Raw genomic sequence first — 22,358 nt, forward strand, 5'->3', positions numbered from 1 at the left:
AATTGACATTGGAAAAATTTAGTTCCTTCGACGAAATCAAGAAATCGCTCGAAAAGAAAGAATCAGATTGCCGAGCGATCGTCAACCACTATTTAGAAAACATCCGGACGAAGGCGCACCTCAACGCCTTCGTCGAAGTTTATGGGCAATCCGCTCTTGAACAAGCCGATCGGATAGACGAAAAACTTGCCAAAGGCAAAGCCGGCAAACTCGCCGGAATGGTCATTGGGATCAAAGATGTCCTCAATTACAAAGGCCATGAATCCAATGCCTCCTCCAAAATCCTAAAAGGCTATATTTCCCAATTTACTACTACGGCTGTTCAGCGACTAATCGACGAAGATGCGATCATCATCGGGCGGCTAAACTGCGATGAGTTTGGTATGGGAAGCTCCAACGAAAACTCAGCTCATGGCAAAGTGCTTAATGCCTTAGATGAATCCAGAGTACCCGGGGGTTCCTCGGGAGGTTCGGCAGTAGCAGTCCAAGCCAATCTATGCACGGTTTCTCTTGGGACCGATACGGGTGGTTCAGTTAGACAACCTGCCGCATTTACGGGAGTAATTGGCATGAAACCAACCTATTCCAGAGTATCCCGTTGGGGATTAATCGCATACGCCTCCTCTTTCGATACCATTGGGATTTTTTCGAAAACTGTAAAAGACAATGCTCTGGTTATGGAAATCATGGCAGGGCATGACGAAATGGACAGTACCTCCTCACGAAAGCCGGTTTTTCATTACAGCGAACTGTTGCACTTTGACAAAAAAGCAAGGGTTGCCTTTATCCGCGAGACTCTTGATTCTTCAGCCTTGCAGCAGGAAATCAAAGAAAACACCATAGCCGTTTTGGAAAAATTAAAGGCTGAAGGACACGAAGTCCAAGAGGTGCAATTTCCACTGATGAACTATGCCCTCCCAACCTACTACATTCTGACCACAGCTGAAGCAAGCTCCAATTTATCCAGATTTGACGGAGTAAAATATGGCTATCGTTCTCCTCAGGCACATAATTTGGAGTCTATGTACAAGCTGACGAGAAGTGAAGGGTTTAGTGAAGAGGTGAAAAGAAGAATCATGCTGGGTACGTTTGTACTCTCAGCCAGCTATTATGACGCCTATTTCACTAAGGCTCAGAAGGTCAGAAGATTAATAAAAGACTATACTGAAAATCTTTTAAATGATTTTGACTATATTATCATGCCGACTACGCCATCTACAGCGTTTAAATTCGGTGAGCACAGCGATGATCCCGTAGCTATGTATTTGGAAGATTTATTTACCGTGCAAGCCTCAGTATCCGGTGTTCCGGCAATTTCTCTTCCCAATGGCAAAGATAAATACGGTATGCCAATAGGCCTTCAAGTCATCGCCAATTCCTTTAAAGAAGCGGAATTGTATGCCTTTAGTAATTATTTGACTGAATTAACCTCTTAAAACCCAAATCTCATGAAAATGACTTTGTCCAGATTTCTCGTACCAGCTCTGACTGTCTGCCTGTTGTCCCTGAACAAAGCATTTTCACAAGAACAACCCCTGGAAGCAGCGGTTACTTTTTCTGAGGAAGTAATCCCCAACTATCACTACGAATACATTCCTGATTTTACGTTTGATCAGGTGGCCAAACGAGTGAGAGCCATGAATACAGAAATGCCTTTCGAACTCAATGATCGGATTTTCTCATTCATTCAATACTTCACTGTTAGGAATAGGGATTATACCAAAATGGTCCTGGCTAGAAAGGATAAGTTTTTCCCCCTGTTTGAAGAAACTTTGGCCAGACATGAAATGCCCCGTGACATCGAATACCTGTCCATAATCGAATCTGCTCTAAACCCACAAGTCAAATCCAGAGTTGGGGCAATGGGATTATGGCAGTTTATGCCTGCTACGGGTAGGATGTATGGCATGTATGTCAACGAAGACATCGACGATCGAATGGATCCGGAAATGTCCACAGAAGCTGCTGCCAAATACCTGAAGTCTCTTTACCGTATGTTTGGAGATTGGGAAGTTGCGTTAGCTGCTTACAATTGTGGACCGGGCAATGTGCGAAAAGCAATCCGAAGATCGGGAGGAAAGAAAACGTTTTGGGGCATCTATGACTACCTTCCTAAGGAAACCAGAGGATATGTGCCCCAATTCCAAGCCATGATGTATGTTCTTAACCATTTGGAGGAACACAATTTGAATCTTGAAGAGCCAACCTATCCAATTGATTATGATAAAGTAAGATTTGATCGCGCCTTCAGGCTGGAAAAACTTGCAGAGTTGACCGACCTTTGTCTAAAGGACTTGGAAGAACTTAACCCTTCTATCAAAAAAAGAATTATCCCGGAAACTAATCGAAGCATGGCGATCAGGATTCCTAAGACAAAATCTCTTTATCTCAAAGAAAATTTGGCTTGGATAAGCGACTCTTTGGGCAATCGTCCAAATGTACTTCTCGCTTCCACTTCCGAATTGATCGAAATTACTCCTGTAGCAAAAGCAGTGACCACTTCCGCAGAGCGAATCACTTACAAAGTGAAATCCGGGGATGTATTGGGGAGCATAGCCGCCAAACATGGGGTATCCGTGAATCAGATCAAAGAATGGAATAACCTCAATTCAAATTTGATCAAAGTGGGACAGACCCTCTATATCAATTCCGGAAAGACATCTATCCCTAGCCAATCCAATTCATCCACGCTAGCGGATAACTCCAAACCTTCTACTTCAGGTCCAAAAACTTATACTGTGAAGCCGGGAGATTCCCTTTGGATCATTTCCCAAAAACATTCTCTTTCTGTAGAACAAATCAAGCGTCTCAACAATCTGAATTCCAACAACATCAAACCCGGACAACGGTTAATTATCGGATAGACCGATTTGTTTGATTAAACTCTCCTGTACTGGACTTCTTTTTAGTCGGGTAAAACACCCAAAATCTTACTTAATTACCGAGAAAATAGGTTATCCACAAACTGTTCCTTCTATGAAAATCACCTATAATACCCTGCTACTTGCTCTAATTTCTTTTTTGGCTTTTTCATGCAGTGAAGAATCCAAACAAAAAATGAGCAGTGCTAAACCAAAAGCACGAGGTTCGATCGGAGAAATAGTCCTTGCGATAGATTCCACCAAATGGGCTGGACCAGTAGGGGAAGAACTTAGAGGAATTTTTGAGGAAGACCTTCCAGGGATGTTTCGCTCAGAGCCTATGTTTAAGGTTCATAGGGTAGATCCGAGAGCGATGACCCGCATGCTTAAGATGTACACCAACCTGATCTACGTCACCACTTTTGATGATAAAAGTGGTGGTAGCCAGGTGATCAATGCACAATTCACCAAAGAATCTAAAGAAAAAGCTGCTTCAGATCCCAGCATATACTCTCTTCGTATGGAAGATGAATATGCTCAAGGGCAGGAGGTGTTGTACTTATTCGGAAACAATGAGAAAGAATTGATTGCCAACTTAAGAAAGAACAAGGACCGACTTCAAAATCTCTTTGAAGTCAGGGAACGCGGACGATTGGAAAAAGCTCTTTTGGCGAGAAAAAATGCAGCAGCTCAAAATGAAGCACGAGTAAACTTGGGAATTGAAATAGCACCACCTGTTTCTTACCAAATTGCGAAATCCGAACCAGACTTTTTATGGCTCAGACAGCCCTCCCCTACTGAAAGAAGACCAGACATCAGCCTGTTTTTTTACGAAACTGACTACCTCTCTGAAGAGCAGACTTTTCCTGAAAACATCCTGAAACTGAGGGACTCCATTGCAGGAAAGCATATTTTCGGAGATCCGGACGTTCCGGAGTCTTTTATGATCAGCGAAAAACAAGTCCCTCCTGCCTTCAGAAACATGGTGATAAATGATAATTTTACCGTCGAAATAAGAGGCACCTGGAAAACCAACAACATCAGCATGGGTGGAACTTACCTCGGATACCTCATGATTGACGAGAAAAAGGGTAAGTTGTACTACATGGAAGGTTTCGTTTATTTCCCTAATGAAGTACATCGTGATGCACTTAGGGAAATTCAAACCATACTTTTGAATACTAATGTAAGTTGGACGGAAAGCCAGGGAGCCTAGACCCAGTATAACTATCCATTTATGGCGATTAAAATCAGAAGAGAGGACGCCCTTAATTATCACAGTCAAGGATCGCCCGGTAAGATTGAAGTAATTCCCTCCAAACCCGTTTCCAGTCAGCTAGATCTTGCCTTGGCTTATTCTCCAGGAGTAGCCGAGCCATGCAAGGAGATCGCAGCAGACAGTGAAAACATCTACAAGTACACCTCCAAAGGCAACTTGGTGGCTGTAATTTCGAATGGAACTGCAGTATTGGGATTAGGAGACATAGGTCCTGAAGCCTCCAAACCTGTCATGGAGGGCAAAGGAGTTCTTTTTAAGAAATTTGCAGGCATTGATGTTTTTGATTTAGAAATAGATGAAAAAGATCCAAAGAAACTGATCCAGATCATCAAGTCCCTTGAGCCTACTTTTGGAGGAATAAATCTAGAAGATATCAAAGCTCCCGAATGCTTTGAAATCGAACAGACGCTAAAACAACAAATGAAGATTCCTGTCATGCACGATGATCAGCATGGCACGGCGATTATCTCAGGAGCAGCCCTTCTCAATGCTCTTGAATTAGTCGATAAAAAAATCGAAAATATCCGGTTGGTAGTCAGTGGTGCGGGAGCAGCAGCTATTTCCTGCTTGAGGTTCTATGTGAGCCTTGGGGTGAAAAAGGAAAACATCATTGTCTGTGACAAAGACGGAGTCATCAAAACTGACAGAGAAGGACTCTTGGATATCCATAGGGAGTTTGCTACAGATAAAACCATTAACTCCATTTCTGAAGCATTACCCGGTGCGGATGTGTTTTTAGGACTTTCTGCAGGCAACATCATCTCCCCTGAGATGATCAAAAGTATGGCTCCCAATCCTATTGTATTTGCCCTTGCCAATCCAGATCCGGAAATCGCCTATGAAACAGCCATAGCCGCAAGAAAAGACGTAATCATGGCTACAGGGCGGTCAGATCACCCCAATCAGGTAAACAATGTCTTGGGATTCCCATACATATTTAGAGGGGCTTTGGATGTAAGAGCTACTGTGATCAATGAGGAAATGAAATTGGCTGCAGCCCGAGCCATAGCCAAATTGGCCAAGGAGCCTGTTCCGGAAATTGTCAACAAAGCCTATGGGGAAAACAATATGGCCTTTGGACGATTTTACCTGATCCCCAAGCCAGTAGATCCTAGACTGATCACTACTATTGCCCCGGCAGTTGCCAAAGCTGCCATAGAATCCGGAGTTGCTAAAAAGAAAATCCATGACTGGGAGGCCTATGAGCTTGAACTTCAAAAGCGTATAGGTATCGATCAGCGATTGATGTCAATAGTAATAGGAAGAGCTAAAAAGGATCCTAAACGGGTTGTATTTGGAGAGGCGGATAACCTCAAAATCCTTAAAGCTGCCCAAATCCTGCGTGATGAAAAAATTGCTATTCCGATTCTACTCGGAAACCGGACTAAAATCCTGGGATTAATTGCGGACAACTCTTTGGACCTAGCCCATGTCACCATCATTGATCCGGTGGAAGAGCATGATCGGATAGAGAAATTCGGAAAGATTCTATACGAGAAGCGACAGAGAAAGGGAATGACCATCTTCGATGCCAACCGGTTGGTAAGAGAACGGAATTATTTTGGTGCCTTGATGGTAGAAACAGGGGACGCAGACGCGTTTATCTCTGGTCTTACTCGGGATTATCCAAAAACCATCTTGCCTTCCCTTCAGACGATCGGCGTAAAAAAAGGAGTCAACCGAGTGGCAGGGATGTATATCATGAATACGCCTCGTGGTCCTTATTTCTTCGCTGATGCTACGGTCAATCTCAATCCGACTGCCGAAGAATTGGTAGACATTATCGGGTTGACTGCCAATGCGGTAAAGTTTTTCAATATGGAACCACGCATTGCACTTCTTTCCTATTCAAATTTTGGGTCAGCCCAAGGAGATATCCCCGCCAAAATGGCCAAAGCTACCGCTCTTGCCAAAGCCAAATATCCAGACCTGATCATCGAAGGGGAAATGCAGGCAAATGTGGCTTTAAACCAAGAAATACAAAGGGAAATCTATCCCTTCTCGGCTCTTGGGGATAAAGACAAGCCAGTCAACACGCTGATCTTCCCGGATTTGGCATCTTCAAATATTGCCTACAAACTATTGGCTGAACTGGGAAATGCAGAAGCTATAGGTCCAATTCTTTTGGGGATGAATAAACCCGTACACATACTCCAGTTAGGCAGTTCTATCAGGGAAATTGTGAATATGGTTGCCATTGCTGTTGTTGATGCACAATCCACTGAAATGAACTTATGATTGCATACCTGAGTGGCCGTTTAGTTTTCAAAGATCCCACCTACGTCATCATTGACGTAAGTGGGATTGGTTACCAGGTCAAAATTTCACTTCAGACTTACAGTAAAATAAAAGACGAGGAGCAAATCCGCTTACACACTTTTTTGCACATCAAAGAAGATGCACACACGCTTTATGGCTTTAAAGATGAAGAGGAAAAACGCCTTTTTTTACTTCTTATCTCTATAAATGGAGTAGGACCCAATACGGGATTGATGATTCTGTCATCCCTCTCTACCGAAGAAATCGAACAGGCTATCTTATCGGGAGATGTAGGAACCATCCAAGCTGTGAAAGGTATTGGAACCAAAACTGCCCAAAGGATCATATTAGAGCTCAAAGACAAAATCAGAAAATCGACAACCGAATTAGCCACGCCTTTAGGATTTCTTAAATCAAGTAATAAAACAAGAGAAGAAGCGTTACAGGCTTTAATTACTTTGGGTTTTCCTCGTGCAGTTGCAGAAAAAAATATAGCCCAGGTCCTTAAAAAAACCACGGGAGAAATTTCCTTAGAAGATTTAATTAAAGCATCTTTAAAGACACCATAATCGGAAGCTGGATTGAACTTTCAGGAGTTAACTATTTTTTGCTGGAGGAAATCTCGGAGTCATTTTCTGTTTTCTTTGTTTTTGTTGATTTCATATGTGGTTTTTTCACCCGCCACAGCTCAACAAACCTCAGAAAATAGAACCCGAACAGATTCTCTAAACCTAAGGAGACAGGCTCCCTCATTTTTGCTTTGGCAAAATATGAGAACGAACCCGCTATATCCTTACCGGAATCCTTTTCTGACTCCTCGATCCCCATTTATCCCCACTCCACCTGTAAACCAAAATGTACAGGTATTGATCGATTCCACCCTACGGTACAATATTGTAGATCAAATCGATTCCACTCGCATCGGAAACGAGCAAGAGTATGATTTTGAAAAATTTTCGCAGCTTCAGGAATACAAGGTAAGGCAAGACTATTGGAGGACTAGGGCCCGCGGAATGGATGGAGAAAGTGCTGTAGCCGGTAGAAATCTGATTCCACCACTGACAGTGAGCCCAACCTTCGATCGGATTTTTGGTGGCAGCGAGGTGAATATTACTCCCACAGGATACGTAAATCTGGACTTTGGGGGAATCTTCCGGAGAGTTGACAACCCTACCCTTCCCATCCGACAACAACAAAATGGAGGCTTCAATTTCCAGCAGCAAATCCAAATGGCTGTGAATGGCACATTAGGCCAAAAAATGAAATTGGCGGCCAATTTTGACTCCAATAACTCTTTTGATTTCCAAAATCAGTTAAAACTGGAGTATGATGGATTTGAGGAAGACATTCTTCAATCTGTAGAACTCGGAAATGTCAGTATGCCTGTCCAAAACCGGTTGATACAAGGAGCTCAAAATCTATTTGGGGTAAAAACCCAGATGCGATTTGGGAAGCTTAATGTAACAGCTGTGGCCTCTACACAGAGAGGAAGAAGAGACAATTTGGTCATTGATGCAAATGGTCAGGGAAGATCTTTTGACATTCAAGGATCTAGATATGATGAAAACAGACATTTTTTCCTGAGCCACTTTTACAGAGAAAATTATGAACGTTGGCTTCGGGGACTTCCTCAAATCCTCTCAGGCGTGAACATCACCAGGGTGGAAGTATATATTATGAACAGGGCGACCAATACAGAAACCCTGCGAAATTTTGCTGCCTTCATGGACCTTGGAGAAGGCAGGGTGTTATTAAATCCTACCAATCCCGCAATCGGCCCCGGAAATCCCCAAAGTCCAGCATCCAACCAAGCCAACCAATTATACGCAAGTATCAGTTCCAATCCTGCTTACCGCCCTTTCGATACAGGATCAAGGGCCATGGAATCTGATTTGGGACTGAGAAAAGGGGTTGATTTTGAGCAAATCAATGGAGCTAGAAAGTTGGACCCCAAGGAGTATTTTTTCAATCCCCAGCTAGGTTTTATCTCTCTTTTCAGAAGGCTTCAAAATGACGAAGTCTTGGCAGTATCCTATGAATACACGTACAACGGACAAGTTTACAAAGTCGGTGAGCTTACCGAAGATTACCAGGTCAGAAGAGAAGATGAACTGATATTCCTCAAATTATTGAGACCTGCAAGGATCAATACACGAGTGCCCACCTGGGATTTGATGATGAAAAACGTCTACAGTCTGAATGCAAGCCAGATTTTACGGGATGGTTTTCAGCTTCAAATCATTTACCGGGACGACCGAACAGGACTTGACAACCCTTCTTTGCTCGAAGGAGCCAATGTAAAGGATGTTCCTTTGATCCGTCTTACCGGACTGGATAACCTCAACCCTCAAAATGATCCGGCACCGGATGGGAATTTTGATTTTGTGGAAGGAATAACCATGTTATCCGATCGAGGCCTGTTGATTTTCCCTGTCTTGGAACCATTCGGATCAAATCTTGAAAAAAGGTTTAATCCAGAAGAAATTGTCCTGAAAGACAAATACGTTTTTGACACGCTCTACCGTACCACACAAGCAGATGCAGAGTTAGTCACCAGGCTGAACAAATATTTCATTAAAGGCAGATTGACTGCAGGGTCGGCCAGTGAAATTCAATTACCGGGTTTGAATATTGCCCCGGGATCCGTGATTGTGCAGGCAGGAAATATCCCATTAACCGAGGGGGTCGATTACACAGTGGACTACAACGTGGGCCGACTCGTAATCATCAATGATGCCATCCTTCAATCAGGAAAACAGATCAATGTAAGTTTCGAAAAAGCTGACTTGGTTTCTTTCCAAACCCGAAGTTTAATCGGAACACGCTTGGATTATCTGGCTAGTAAAAAGCTAAATATTGGGGGCACTTTCTTGTATCTGAATGAACGTCCCAATGTCACAAGGATTGCCACAGGGAACGAAACCCTAAGAAATAGCTTATGGGGTCTGGATCTCAATTTCAATGATGAATCCCGGTTTTTAACCAAACTGGCAGATGCCTTGCCTTTCACTGACACTAAGGAAAAATCCCTAGTGCAGTTTAATGCGGAATTTGCACATCTGATCCCGGGAACCTCCAATACGGTGAATGGAGATCCTGCCTCTTATATTGATGATTTTGAAGCTGCCGTTACTCCTTTTTATCTTGGAGCACAGGCCAACCAAACCTGGAAGCTTGCCTCCACTCCCAAAACACCTGACAACCGATTTGACTTAAGCAATCAAACGGAGGATAATTTGGGCAACGCTTACCGCAGAGCAAGGTTGGCTTGGTACAATATTGACAATATTTTTTACCGAGAGAGCGGGCCTGGGGTACCCACCAATATCACGGCTCAAGATCGCAGAAACCATTATGTTCGAAGAGTAATCCCTCAGGAAATTTTTAAAAACCAAGACAGGGATGTGATTGTGGTGCCACAACCGCTTTTTGAAATGGCTTTTTTCCCTCATGAAAGAGGGATGTACAATTACAATCCAAACTTGAATTCGGAAGGACTTTTGCCCAATCCACGTTTAAACTATGGAGGTGTGACCCGGGCAATCACCACCGAAGTGGATTTTGACCGCACAAACATTGAATACGTTGAATTTTGGTTGATGGATCCTTTCCTCCCAGGTGAAAATGGAAAAGTACTGGATGGGATTTTTAACCAAAACAACACCACTGGAGGAAAGCTATTTATCAACTTGGGGGATGTTTCCGAGGATGTAATGCGGGATGGAAGTCATTCCTTTGAAAATGGTCTTCCTGCGGACGGGGATCCAAGCGGTACCAATCAGAATGAATGGGGAAGAATTACCAGACAGCAATTCCTAATTCCAGCCTTTGACAATTCTGAATCCTCAAGGATCAACCAAGATGTAGGATTGGATGGATTGAAAAATGAGGATGAGCTCGGCTACTTCAAATCCAGATTTTTGGATAGATTAAACATCTCTCAAAATGCCCGAAATGCCATAGAGCAAGACGTATCTGCTGATGCCTTTCAGTATTACCTCGATTCAAGGTTTGACGAACAAAATGTCAAAATTTTGGAACGATACAAAAAATTCAATGGTACTGAAGGAAACACTCCTGTCTCTTCGGACCCAAGCCTTCCCTATACCCCTTCTGGAACCAACAACCCCGACAACGAAGACCTCAACTCTGACAACACCATCAATGAGTTGGAAAATTACTATGAATATGAGATTGATCTAAGACCAGGCCAGCTCAACGTAGGAGAAAACTACATTGTAGATCAAGTGACTCATACAGAAGGCGGGGAACAAATCAATTGGTATCTATTCCGAATTCCTGTTCGACAGCCAGACAGAGTCCAGGGAGACATTTCCGGATTCAAGTCCATCAGATGGATACGTACCTACCTTACAGACTTCCAACAGCCCGTAGTTCTTCGAATGGCGGAATTCCGAATGGTAGGTAGCCAGTGGCGGGTGTTTCAGGAATCTCTTTTCGAAAGAGGCTTTTTTGAAATTCCAGAACCTGACAACTCCAACGTCACCGTGGACGTGGTCAATATTGAGCAAAACTCCCAAGGCAGTGACAAATCCAGCCCTTATGTACTTCCACCGGGAATCCAGAGAGATCGGGACAATACCTCTACCGTAGAACGACGACTCAATGAACAATCGCTTCGGATTTGTGTAGAAGATCTGGCCCCCAAAGATGCCCGGGCGGTATTCAAAAATCTAACCATTGACTTGGTACAATATGAGCGAATCAAAATGTTTTTCCATGCCAATAGTCAGGACGCACAAGATGGAGAAGTCACTGCCTTCCTCAGATTGGGAACAGACTATACAGATAACTACTATGAAATAGAGGTTCCGCTCAAAATTTCCCCATTGGGAACAAATGATCCTACCATCGTGTGGCCCCAAGAAAATGAAATTGACATAGCTATACAAGAAATAGTAGGGGTAAAAGTGGATCGGGACAACACGCAATCACCCCTTACTTTACCATTTTCAAAAGCCATCAGGCAATATAAAGTTACCGTCGTAGGCCGACCCGAACTAAGCATGGTTCAGGGCATGATGATTGGGGTCAGAAATCCTGGAGGTGGTATCGGATCTTCGAAAACTGTATGTATTTGGGCAAACGAACTGAGGGTAACAGGATTTACAAAAAATAACGGTTGGGCTGCCAACGCATTTTTAAACACCAAAATTGCGGATGTTGCGGTCGTTTCTGCTTCGATTAGACACAATTCTATTGGGTTTGGAGGCTTGGAAACCAAATTATCACAAAGAGCCCGTCAAGCCACCACCCAATACGACATCTCTACCAATGTGGAAGTGGATAAGCTTCTACCCCAATCCTTGGGAGTAAGTATTCCCATGTATTTCTCTGTAGAAAATGCCAGTACAAAACCTGAATATGATCCTCTCAATCCGGATGTTCCATTTGAGGTTGCCTTAGGAAAATATGAGACCAGATCAGAAAAAGATGCCTATAGGGATATTGCTCTAGATCAGCTGAATAGGAGAAATCTGAGTTTCAATAATATTCGAAAATTGAAAAAGAACCCAGATGCCCCCAGCAGGTTCTACGACCTATCCAACTTAGCCTTCTCCTATGCGGTGGGCTCAGTTACCCAATCCAATGCTCAGCTCGAGAATTACAATTTTAAAACTAACCGAGGGAATATAACCTACAGTTTTCAACCCAAGGAATGGAAAATTGCACCCTTCCAAAACTCCGAAGGAATGAACAATCCATACCTGAGATTGATCAAGGACCTAAACCTGAATTTGGCCCCTACTCTCTTTTTGGCCAGAGTAGATGTGGATAGAAGATTTACCCGTTCCCAATACCGAAATGATCAACTGGGAACCTCAGGTGTAGATCCTCTTTTCCAAAAATCTTTCTTCATGAACAGGTCCTTCACGGTCAACTGGGATCTTTCCAACAGCCTCAGGGTAGACTTTACCTCAAGAGCCTTTGCCGTTGTAGATGAACCTGAGGGAGATTTGGATACGCAGGAAAAAATAGATTCGGTAAGAGCTAACTTTTGGAGATTTGGCCGGTCAACAAACTATAGCCATACCGCTACAGTCAATTATTCCATCCCGCTGGGTAAACTCCCTCTGACAGATTGGATTCAGGCAGATTACCGATACCTGACTACTTACACATGGCAAACAGGTGCAATTGGTCAAAAAGACTCCCTGGGAAATGTCATTTTCAACACCAGAGATCAGAACATTACCGGAAAATTTGATTTTGTAAAGCTTTACAACAAAAACAAAAAGCTAGCCGCTATCAATGCTCCCAAAAGACCTTCAATCCCAGGAAGAAACACTCTCAGCGCGACAGACACCATAGGAACACCGTTTAGCAATGGACTTCTTAAGTTTCTAATGATGCTAAAAGAAGTGACATTTAACTATGGAGTGGTGGAAGGGACGTTTTTACCTGGCTATATGCCCAATACGGGATTGCTGGGAATGGATCGAGCCTGGGAAAATCCAGGATGGGCCTTTGTATTTGGTGCTCAAAACCCGAATATCCGATTCGATTTAGCAAATAATGGAAATATGGCTCCTAGCCCGGAAATGACACAAAATTTCCGACAAAACAGAGCCATGAACTTAAGATTTACTGGCCTTGCAGAACCGGTAAGAGATTTCAGAGTCACACTTGAAGCTAGAAAGCGGGAAATTGGAGACTATTCGGAAATCTTCCGAAACTCCCTGGAAAATCCCGGAAGTTATCAATCCTTAAGCCCAAATCGTCTGAGCTCCTACTCCATCACTACGATCATGATCGGAACCACCTTCTCAAAAGATGATGTTCAGAACAGGTCTCCCTTGTTTACAGATTTTGAAAACTACAGATCCATCATTAAACAGAGATTAGATGGAGAAGCAGGAGGAACAGGAGAATATGGAATTAATGGGCAGGATGTATTGATTCCTTCTTTCCTCGCGGCCTATTTAGGAAAAGACCCCAATACCGCTAGTCTCAATCCCTTCCCAAAAACTCCCCTTCCAAACTGGCGAGTGGATTATCGGGGTCTTTCCCGACTGAAAGGACTCAGTGATATCTTCAGCAGCATCAATATTACCCACTCCTATTCTTCAACGTATGATGTGAGTAATTTCTCCAACTCCTTGCAATACCAGCAAGGGCTTGAGCTGTTTAATTCTCTTCAGCGAATACCCAGAGCAAGCCTTACCAATCTAGAAGGACAGTTCATTCCAATCTATGTACTCAATCAGGTTGTCCTTTCTGAACGGTTTGCTCCGTTTATTGGTGTGGATGTGTTAACCAAACAGCGAATGAATATTGCGATTAATTATAATCGAGAAAGAAACCTGGGAATGAATTTTTCAAATTCCCAAGTAACAGAACAACGGAGCAATGATTTTGGACTGACACTCTCGTATACCAAAGCTGGAATGAAAGTTCCCTTCAAAATTGATGGGGCTCAAAAAATCCTGAAAAACGATTTACAAATGAGACTGGATACCAAAGTGGTAGATACTCAGCAAGTACAGCGAAAAATTGAAGAAAAGGCCACCGTGACCAACGGAGCCTTAAACATCCAACTTAGGCCCACCATCAGTTATGTGATCAACAGAAACCTAAACCTTACCATTTATTTTGAGCGAACGATCAATGATCCTAAGGTCACTACGGCATTCCGGCGGTCCACCACTGCCTTTGGTGGACAGCTACGATTTAATTTATCCCAATAGATTTCAATCTCATCTGATTACTTGTAATTTTGACACACTGAAAAAACACCATTATGAATTTCCCACAAGAACTAAAGTACACCAAAGACCACGAATGGGTTAAAATTGAAGGAGATATCGCCACAGTAGGAATCACCGACTTTGCTCAAAAAGAACTCGGAGACATTGTGTATGTCGAAGTAGAAACAGTCGGAGAAACTATCGAAGCAGGAGAGGTTTTTGGTACCGTAGAAGCCGTAAAGACGGTTTCAGATCTCTTTATGCCTTTGACTGGAGAAATTCTTGAATTCAACAGCGAGCTGGAATCAGCCCCTGAAATGGTGAATGAATCTCCGTATGAAAATGGCTGGATGGTAAAAGTCAAAATTACTGGAGAGCTACCAGCTGACCTGCTTGAAGCAGATGCTTACAAAGCATTAATTGGAGAATAATTCTAGAGCCTTGAGATTGATCTTTGCTTTGGCATGGTTGATCTTTTTATCCCTAGCCATGCTTACTCCAGGCACGAGTTTTCCTGAAGTAGACCTATTTGATTTCCAAGATAAGTTCATCCATTTGGTTTGCTTCTTTGTCCAAACGTATTTATGGTGCGGAATAGGAGTAAAAAAAGAGAGGGACTTTGATGCCAAAAAGCAAGTCTGGATCAATTTCATGGTGTATGGAGTACTCTTCGGAATATTGTTGGAGACCGCCCAACAATTTATTCCTTACCGATCGTTTGACTGGATGGATATGATAGTCAATCTAATCGGAGGAATTTTAGGATTATTTGGATACTTGAAGTGGCCATCCATTAAATTCATTTTGGAATAATCTCCGATAATTCTTACACTTGTTATTCAAATCAGAAAAGATTAACCTGTATAAACCAAATTCACCATGGAAGCAAAAAAGACTCCTAGTGCTGACTTGACCAAGAGGGTGGGAATGTTCACCAATCTTGGGCTGGCAGTTGCTGTAGGTCTCACACTTGCTGCCTTCGAATACAAGTCTTACGACGACAGTGGTCTTAAGGATCTTGGCGGCGTAAATGACAACTTCGAAGAACTGCTTGATGTGCCTATTACTGAACAGCCACCACCACCTCCACCGCCTCCACCAATGGAACAGCCCATCATTGAGGAAATTCCGGATGAGGTAAAGATCGAAGAGAAAATTGAAGTAAACTTCGACGTGGATGTGAAAGAAACTACTGTAATCAAAGAAGTAGTCATTGCAGAAGCTCCAGTGGAAGAGAAAGCAGATGAAATCTTTGACGTGGTAGAAACTCAGCCAAATCCTCCAGGTGGTATGTCTGGATGGAATGAGTACCTCTCCAAAAACTTGAAATATCCTACTCAAGCTAGAAGAATGGGTATTGAAGGTACCGTAATCGTAGTATTCGTTATCAACACCGATGGATCTATTCAGGACGTAGAAGTACTGAGAGGTATCGGAGGTGGTTGCGATGAAGAAGCGATCAAAGTAGTACAAAACGCTCCAAAGTGGGAACCAGGTAAGCAAAGAGGTCGTCCAGTTCGTACTCGAATGAGACTTCCGATCCGATTCAAACTTGGATAAAATATCAAAGAGGCTGTTTTTCAACAGCCTCTTTTTTTTACAATTTAAACCAGAGATTTTTTCACCTTCCAAAAACACAGTGCCAAGACCATGGATAAACACTTTTTAATTAGTTAAAAGATGTTGCATGAGTAGGTATATTCAAAAGTAAAGGTTAAGTTCCTTAACACTTAAATCCTTACTGCCATGGAATTCAAAAAAAATCCCTCCAAGGATCTTTCAAAATGGAAAGGCTCCTTGACACATCTAGGATTGGCTATGTCAATCGGCGCAGTGTTGGTGGCTTTCGAATGGAAAGCTTATGAGGAATCTCCTCTTCTGACAATTACAAATCAAAACACCAATTGGGAAGAAGATTTCTTGCCCCCAATTACTTTTGTTACGCCTCCGCCTCCTCCGATAATACCTCCTCAGATCAAGGTAATCGATGATTCAGAAATAATTGATCAATTGGAATTTCCAACTATCGACATTGATTTAACTGAAAACGAGCCGATATCACCTATTGAACTTGAGGAGCCCCCCAAAGAAATCGCACCAGAGATTGTAGATTTTACTGAGGTAATGGCCTCATTTAAAGGGGGAATGGAAGCTTGGTACAATTACCTAAAACTTAACCTTAAATACCCTCGTCAAGAACAAAAGCTTGGGATTGAAGGAACAGTAATAGTAAGATTTGTGATCAATACTGATGGGTCAATCCAAGATGTTGAGATCGTAAGATCGGCAAGTGAAGGTTTGGACCAGGCAGCCATGACTGTCATCAAAAATTCTCCGAATTGGAATCCTGGAAAAAATGGAGGAAGACCTGTCAGGTCAAGAATGACCATCCCCATCAAATTCAAACTTCAATAAAACTGGGCTAAATGCCCAACATTAAAAAAGCCTCGATATATTATTAAACTATCGAGGCTTTTGTTTTTCTCCAAAAGGAAATTTACTTGAAAAACCGGCCAATCGGAATCTTATAGCCTACCTCCAATAGCCAGCCATCCAAAGTTCCTGTGAGCTCTTGATTAAGCGGGCGTCCATAGATCATACCACTGATGTTTTCTCTGCCTACAGCTGGACTTCCAAAATTTCTACTCAAATTGAAGGTGACCATGCCTGAGTTAAAGACAGGAAGCTCCCCAAATAGTCCTGCATTAAAAAATACCTTTCCCTCGGAAGTCTGCTCCAATGGAGTACTATTAATCTGATAGACAGTAAATCCATTCCCATTTCCTCCCGCTTGCCCTATATTGGACAAACCGTGGGTGCCAAGGGTAACCAATCCCGCTATAGACGAACCTAACCTCAATCTATTTTTTTCACCTATGATTTTGTGATATCGAACCCGAAGCGGTATCGCTCCCACAGAGTATCCTTGCTGAGTATGTACCACTTCCCCAGGAATATTCAGGTGATTATAGGCCAACTGCCTACTGTATCCACTTTCAAGGCTAAATCTACCTCGTGTGTATCCCAATAGATACTGATATCCGCTAGTTATATGAGAAAATTCCAAATAAGGAACTCGCTCATCCCTTGGTCTGAATCGTAACGAACCTGAAACAGAAAGATAAACGCCATCTCCCCAAGCCCTCTCTCTCCGAACTGTCTTCTGATCTAGCTTTTCAAGTTTAGCAGCTGCCTTTTCCTCTCTAGTCCTTCCTTTAAAATCGATCCCATAGCCGACAAACAAACCTGTGTAAGTACCTGAGCGCTCCACCAAAATCTGATTTTGCTGTGGAATCCCCCAGGATACTTCTGCAGTATTCAAAGCGCTTATTCCTGATTGATGTCGAATACCGAGAGTGACGTAATTTTTCCGACCTGTGTAAAATTTCACCCCTGCTTCCAATCCAAGATTTCCTGCGATCCGGGATTCTTTAGATGCCATAAAAAACGTAGTCGAATCAGCACCCGAAAAATCAAAGTAGTTATTGACAGTTATTCCCACGTTAGGTTGAATAAAAAAGGCTTTGGTTCCTTTTTCCCATGATTTTCTCAACCCTAGCCGAAAGTTACCAAAGGAATCAAAGTAAAAAGCCTTCAAAGCTGGATTGGTATTGGGGAAGTTTGGGTACCAATCGTAATTGAAGTTTGCCCTTGCTGATTCGGCTTGGAGGACTAATTGAAGATCATTGGTAATTCCATAAAGCATATTAATCCCCAAATGGTAATTGATTGGATTTCCAATCTGATCAGTAGAACGCTGATACATCAATTGAGGACCACCATAAAGCTCCATTTTCAATCGGCTCTGCGCCTTGAGTTCCAAACCGAAAGCGCACCAAAACACCACTACGAATAGAGTAAATTCAATTTTCATAAAATCCAACTTTGAAATGAACGAAAAACTAAGACTCCTATTTAGAGCCGACACAAAAAGTTCCGGCTCGATTATAAAAGTATGCGCTACAGAGATGCGTTGTCTGATTAGATATTAAAAGAATGTTAATAGACTTAGTTAAAAAACCTTATTCTAAAACCCTCTTTCGGAATGTTAAAGCACATTTAGAGATTGCTCTTTGATTTTTTCAAGTTCATCCTTCATCAGAATGACATGCTTTTGAATTTCAGCATCGTTCGCCTTTGAACCGATTGTATTGATCTCTCTACCGATTTCCTGACTGATAAATCCAAGTTTTTTACCTTGATTAACTTCCTGATCCATGGATTTCAGGAAATAATCCAGATGCGTCTCTAACCTTACAATTTCCTCCGTGATATCAATTTTCTCAAAATAGTAAATCAATTCTTGCTCAAAACGATTGGCATCAAACGAGTTTTCATCCATCCATTGGGAAAAATGTCCTCTTATTCTTGTCTGGATTTTTTCTTTTCGATTGGACTCATCTGCTTTGATTTTTGACAATCCAGTCCTGATAATCTCAATATTTTCTTTCAGCTTTTGAAAAAGGGAGGCTCCCTCATCTTTCCTAAAGTTGTCACATTTTTTCAATGCCTCTTCCAAAACCAGCTTCACCTGCTCCCAATCCTCACTTTCTTCCCTATCGATCGGAACACTGATCATCACATTGGGAGCTTGAAGCGATAATTTGAAAAGATCAGTAGATACCTCGCCTACCGATTCGGCTAGCCTTTTAAACTCCAAAAAATAGGTTTTGAACAAATCCTCATTAATACTGACCGGGAGGTTTTGAACTCCTTTTGCGACAAATTCAATGGAAATGCTGACTTTTCCCCGATCCAAAACAGACTGTACCAAGTTTCTGATTTCAGGCTCTTTATCGGAGAACTGACGAGGACTTCGGACTGCGAGATCCAAAAACTTTGAGTTGAGCGAGCGAACCTCTACTTGGATCACCATGTGCTCATTCTCAAATCCGGCAACCCCAAAGCCGGTCATAGATTTGATCATAAATAAATTAAGATTAGAAATTGTAGCCTAAAGTAAAATAAAACTTCAGGTCTTCAGATTGATAGTTTCGAACAGGCCTAGCTACATCAAATTTGACATAATAATTCAACAATACAGTTCTCAAGCCAGCCCCATAGCTCTGTAACCAAGGATTATTGAAATTATTCAATACGATAACAAATGGAGAGCCGGGAGTATTAATCACTTCAGTATTTTGATCATTCACCCTTTCCCAGGGTGCCGAATCGTTCCAAGCAGATCCGATGTCATAAAATCCAACAAGCTGGAAGTTTCTTACAAAATTGGAAGAAATATTTCCTCTTGTTAGGTAAGAAAACAAAGGTAACCGAAGTTCAGTCGTGAAGGTGAAAACATTTCTTCCCCTTATTTCATCGTAATCATATCCCCTTAAATCCACAAAGTCCGCAAAAAGTATGTTGGAGTTTTCCGTACCAGTTGGATTCCTCACAGGTGATGGTTCAGGTCTATTGCTTGGAGGATTGTAAAACTCATTAAACAACCAATTGTCCATGCCTCCGACCAAATAATTTTGAGGGTTTGGACCCATAAAAGACCCGTAATAAAGCTTGGATGCCAGTATGATGTTTTTGTGAATTTTTTGATAATTACGGATGTCTAAGTAAAAATTACTAAATGAACGATTGCCATGATTCATACCTTGGTAATGCATAAATCCGACTTTTCCTTTAGTGCCTGTAAAGGAATAAAGCCCCATGGGTTCTGTTCGGTCATAAACAAACTCAGCCTTTCCTCCTAAATAATTGACATCGAATCTGTTTTGCTCAGGTACTTGACCATAAATAATCGAATCAGGATTCAAATTAAAGTATTGTGATTTAGCCAAAAACGGTGCTGCATAGACCCTAGAATGAATATTTAATGGATAGGAAACCCCAGCCTCGACCTTGGTGAGCACATACTTTTGAAAAGTAATATCACTTTCTTGAACTCGGACCGTCTTCCTGTCAAATCTCCCTCTAAAGTCCAGCCTGGATTTCAAGTATTCATATTCAAACCACACATCTCCACCGGAATTGAAATCCAAGGAAGTCATGATCCCTCCCATGAATATATGATTGTCCAAAATATCAGTCATTTTACCGTTTAGGCTTATCCCAAAGCCTCTCAAAGGGTCAACTACAAAACGGGTATTGATATTATTGGTGAAAAATTGAGGTTCCATCTCACGTGGTCCTGAGACTCTTTTTTGGAGAGACTGTTTCCTGAATGACTCCAATAAATTAGTCCTATTCAAGTCGGGTCTGACATCTCCAGTCTGCTGTTGTTGAGCCACGCCTGTAGGAGGCAACGTATCAAAGACATAATTATCTGTATTAATACCTTTCCTGGATTCAAATCTCAACCTATCCAAATTAATGGATGAGGTTCTGGATTTGGTAGTATCCAAAACCACATTGGGTTTCGGTACTTCAGGGGCAGGTTGGACCGCAGTGGGTTGAGGAGTCTGGGTTCTTGATTCCAGCAATCTTCTAGCAGCCAATCTTTCGTTGAGATCTTTTGCCTGGGCCAATTGCACCCTTGGAGTACTAGGAGTGAACTGGTCAGCACCGCTATACCCCTCTACAAAAAGGTAAGATTCTTTACCGTTTCTTACGGCATAAGCAATTTTATTCATCCGACTAGTCACATCAAAAACCTCGATGCTTTTGTCAAAAGCTGTAATCTGATTAGAAATCTGACTACCCACATTATGCCTCATGACATTAGTGATCCCACTTAAATCACTGAGATACAGCAAGGTATTGCTATTTACCTTTCTTGGCCTCAGGTTCTTACTATTTGCATTGGTTATCTTGGTAAAGACCGTTGTGTCTTTAAGCACCTGTGCCATGAAGAGGTTGTACTGATTGGGAAGCACTTTAATGTCAGGGGTGGCGGTCAGTACGGAATCGGGGAGTTCCGTAAAGTTTGTCGAGTAGATTATCGTAGAATCATTAAGGAAAACAGGGGTATGGTCATCAAACAAATCATTTGTCAACCTTTTGCCCTGACCTCTAACATTTAAGGTATAAATATCCGTACGCCCATTGGAAATAGCAGAAAGCACCATATTCCTTCCAGACTCATTGAAGTCCAGGCTCAAAATCTGGGTAATATTTCTAAGAAAGATTTTATCCTGAGAAGTACCGTCGATGGAACGTTGTCTTAGTGTCGTGAACCCTCTTTTGAATGAAGCGATCGCAATATTTGCCGAGTCTCTCCAAGCAATCACAGGAGAACTCAGATTCGGAGGGAGTTCTTCGTGTTTGGCTCCTCCCTGAAAAACGGTCTGTTCTGTACCTGAGGACAAATCCCTTACTATGACCTTAAATTTACCCGCATTGTTGATAACATAGGCAAGCTGCAATCCATCCGGGCTGAATTTTATATCTGAAATAGCCCCATCTACTCTGGAGGAGGTCAGTGCGATTGCGTTTTGAGGATCTACCTGTTTAAAAGAGGCATAGACTGGCTCATTTATCTTTAAATAAAATTGCTGCCAATCCAAGAAGAAAGACTTAGCATTTAATCCAATCGTATTGGCAATACTATTTTCCTCATTTCTGTTAATTCTTGAAAGATTCAGAATACTGGAAACATATCTTCTACCATACTTTTCAGCGATGTAGTTCCATATAGATTGTCCTACCAAACCTGCTTCAACCCCAGTCAAATTTCTGATTTTAGGATTGGAATTATCCTTTAAAAAATCCCGAATAAAATCATCCATCTCCCTGCTCCAGCCTTTTGCCAAATAAAGAGCTACACCGTCCACATACCAATCCGGAAAATCATTGACCAAATTAGCTTGGAATGCATCAGCCACTGAGGCGCCGTAGAGCATTTCTCTGATAATTACTTTTGCCGTGGCATAAATGATATCTTCCTTAAACAGATCCATTCGACCCTTGTACGCTACTTCGGCAATTAAACGGGTGAACTTGGTCTGCCCCTCTTCTGTATACTGCTGGGCATTCAGATCCAAATTACTCTGAAGCCTTTCTTCGGGGGAATTGTAGATGTAAATCTTTGGTTTGGTGTAAGCCACATAACCAATGCTTTGTGTGATTTTATCAAACTCAGACTCCAAAAAATCAATCGCCATCTTGGCATTTGGCCCACCCCGGTCGTAGTAATAGACTTCAAAATTGTTGGAAGCATAAAAATACCACTTGATTTCTTTATGCTGCACCCGGTTTTTGCCAAATCGTTCCTGATCAAACTGAGCCCTAGCATGGGAAATCGTGAACAGTAATGTTAATAAGATTAGGTATCGAAAAACCAAAATTCGCATTCGAGAA

The 22,358-nt window shown here is 42.1% G+C and carries 13 protein-coding genes; 10 read left to right on the forward strand and 3 right to left on the reverse strand.

All coding sequences use genetic code 11. From position 1 onward, the window contains the following. Window positions 1-8: 8 nt before the first annotated feature. The 10 genes from gatA to DDT91_RS07350 all read left to right on the forward strand — a co-directional run bounded on the left by gatA (window position 9) and on the right by DDT91_RS07350 (window position 16,523). Window positions 9-1,436, forward strand: coding sequence for an Asp-tRNA(Asn)/Glu-tRNA(Gln) amidotransferase subunit GatA (gatA, locus tag DDT91_RS07305; protein ID WP_187175490.1), 1,428 nt, complete (start codon window positions 9-11; stop codon window positions 1,434-1,436). 12 nt (window positions 1,437-1,448) lie between these two features. Further along, window positions 1,449-2,864, forward strand: a complete 1,416-nt coding sequence (locus DDT91_RS07310; RefSeq protein ID WP_187175491.1) for a LysM peptidoglycan-binding domain-containing protein — start codon at window positions 1,449-1,451, stop codon at window positions 2,862-2,864. Between the two features lie 112 nt (window positions 2,865-2,976). Further along, window positions 2,977-4,077, forward strand: coding sequence for a DUF4837 family protein (locus DDT91_RS07315; protein ID WP_187175492.1), 1,101 nt, complete (start codon window positions 2,977-2,979; stop codon window positions 4,075-4,077). A 21-nt stretch (window positions 4,078-4,098) separates the two neighbouring features. Continuing rightward, window positions 4,099-6,378 (forward strand): NADP-dependent malic enzyme, encoded by a 2,280-nt coding sequence (locus DDT91_RS07320; RefSeq protein ID WP_187175493.1) that lies wholly within the window; start codon window positions 4,099-4,101, stop codon window positions 6,376-6,378. Further along, complete coding sequence (gene ruvA, locus DDT91_RS07325; RefSeq protein WP_187175494.1) at window positions 6,375-6,968, forward strand: Holliday junction branch migration protein RuvA; 594 nt, start codon at window positions 6,375-6,377, stop codon at window positions 6,966-6,968. The genes DDT91_RS07320 and ruvA overlap by 4 nt, the downstream gene beginning before the upstream one ends. A 201-nt stretch (window positions 6,969-7,169) precedes the next feature. Beyond that, window positions 7,170-14,108, forward strand: a complete 6,939-nt coding sequence (gene sprA, locus DDT91_RS07330; protein ID WP_187175495.1) for a cell surface protein SprA — start codon at window positions 7,170-7,172, stop codon at window positions 14,106-14,108. Window positions 14,109-14,161: 53 nt separating this feature from the next. Further along, complete coding sequence (gcvH, locus tag DDT91_RS07335; RefSeq protein WP_187175496.1) at window positions 14,162-14,539, forward strand: glycine cleavage system protein GcvH; 378 nt, start codon at window positions 14,162-14,164, stop codon at window positions 14,537-14,539. 10 nt (window positions 14,540-14,549) lie between these two features. Next, a complete protein-coding gene (locus DDT91_RS07340; protein WP_187175497.1) occupies window positions 14,550-14,921 on the forward strand; it encodes a VanZ family protein in 372 nt (123 codons plus the stop codon). Window positions 14,922-14,987: 66 nt separating this feature from the next. Next, window positions 14,988-15,668, forward strand: coding sequence for an energy transducer TonB (locus tag DDT91_RS07345; protein ID WP_187175498.1), 681 nt, complete (start codon window positions 14,988-14,990; stop codon window positions 15,666-15,668). Between the two features lie 186 nt (window positions 15,669-15,854). After that, complete coding sequence (locus DDT91_RS07350; protein WP_187175499.1) at window positions 15,855-16,523, forward strand: energy transducer TonB; 669 nt, start codon at window positions 15,855-15,857, stop codon at window positions 16,521-16,523. Between the two features lie 82 nt (window positions 16,524-16,605). On the opposite strand, the gene DDT91_RS07355 is transcribed toward DDT91_RS07350, so the two are convergent. From DDT91_RS07355 to DDT91_RS07365, 3 genes are all read right to left on the reverse strand, one after another. Further along, on the reverse strand, window positions 16,606-17,982 hold the full coding sequence (locus tag DDT91_RS07355; protein ID WP_187175500.1) for a hypothetical protein: 1,377 nt from the start codon (window positions 17,980-17,982) through the stop codon (window positions 16,606-16,608). Between the two features lie 174 nt (window positions 17,983-18,156). After that, window positions 18,157-19,035: a YicC/YloC family endoribonuclease gene (locus DDT91_RS07360; protein WP_187175501.1), complete on the reverse strand. Its 879-nt coding sequence runs from the start codon at window positions 19,033-19,035 to the stop codon at window positions 18,157-18,159. A 13-nt stretch (window positions 19,036-19,048) separates the two neighbouring features. Beyond that, window positions 19,049-22,351 (reverse strand): biopolymer transporter Tol, encoded by a 3,303-nt coding sequence (locus DDT91_RS07365; protein ID WP_187175502.1) that lies wholly within the window; start codon window positions 22,349-22,351, stop codon window positions 19,049-19,051. Between the last annotated feature and the right edge of the window lie 7 nt (window positions 22,352-22,358).

Source organism: Algoriphagus sp. AK58, assembly GCF_014324365.1.
Lineage (GTDB): Bacteria > Bacteroidota > Bacteroidia > Cytophagales > Cyclobacteriaceae > Algoriphagus.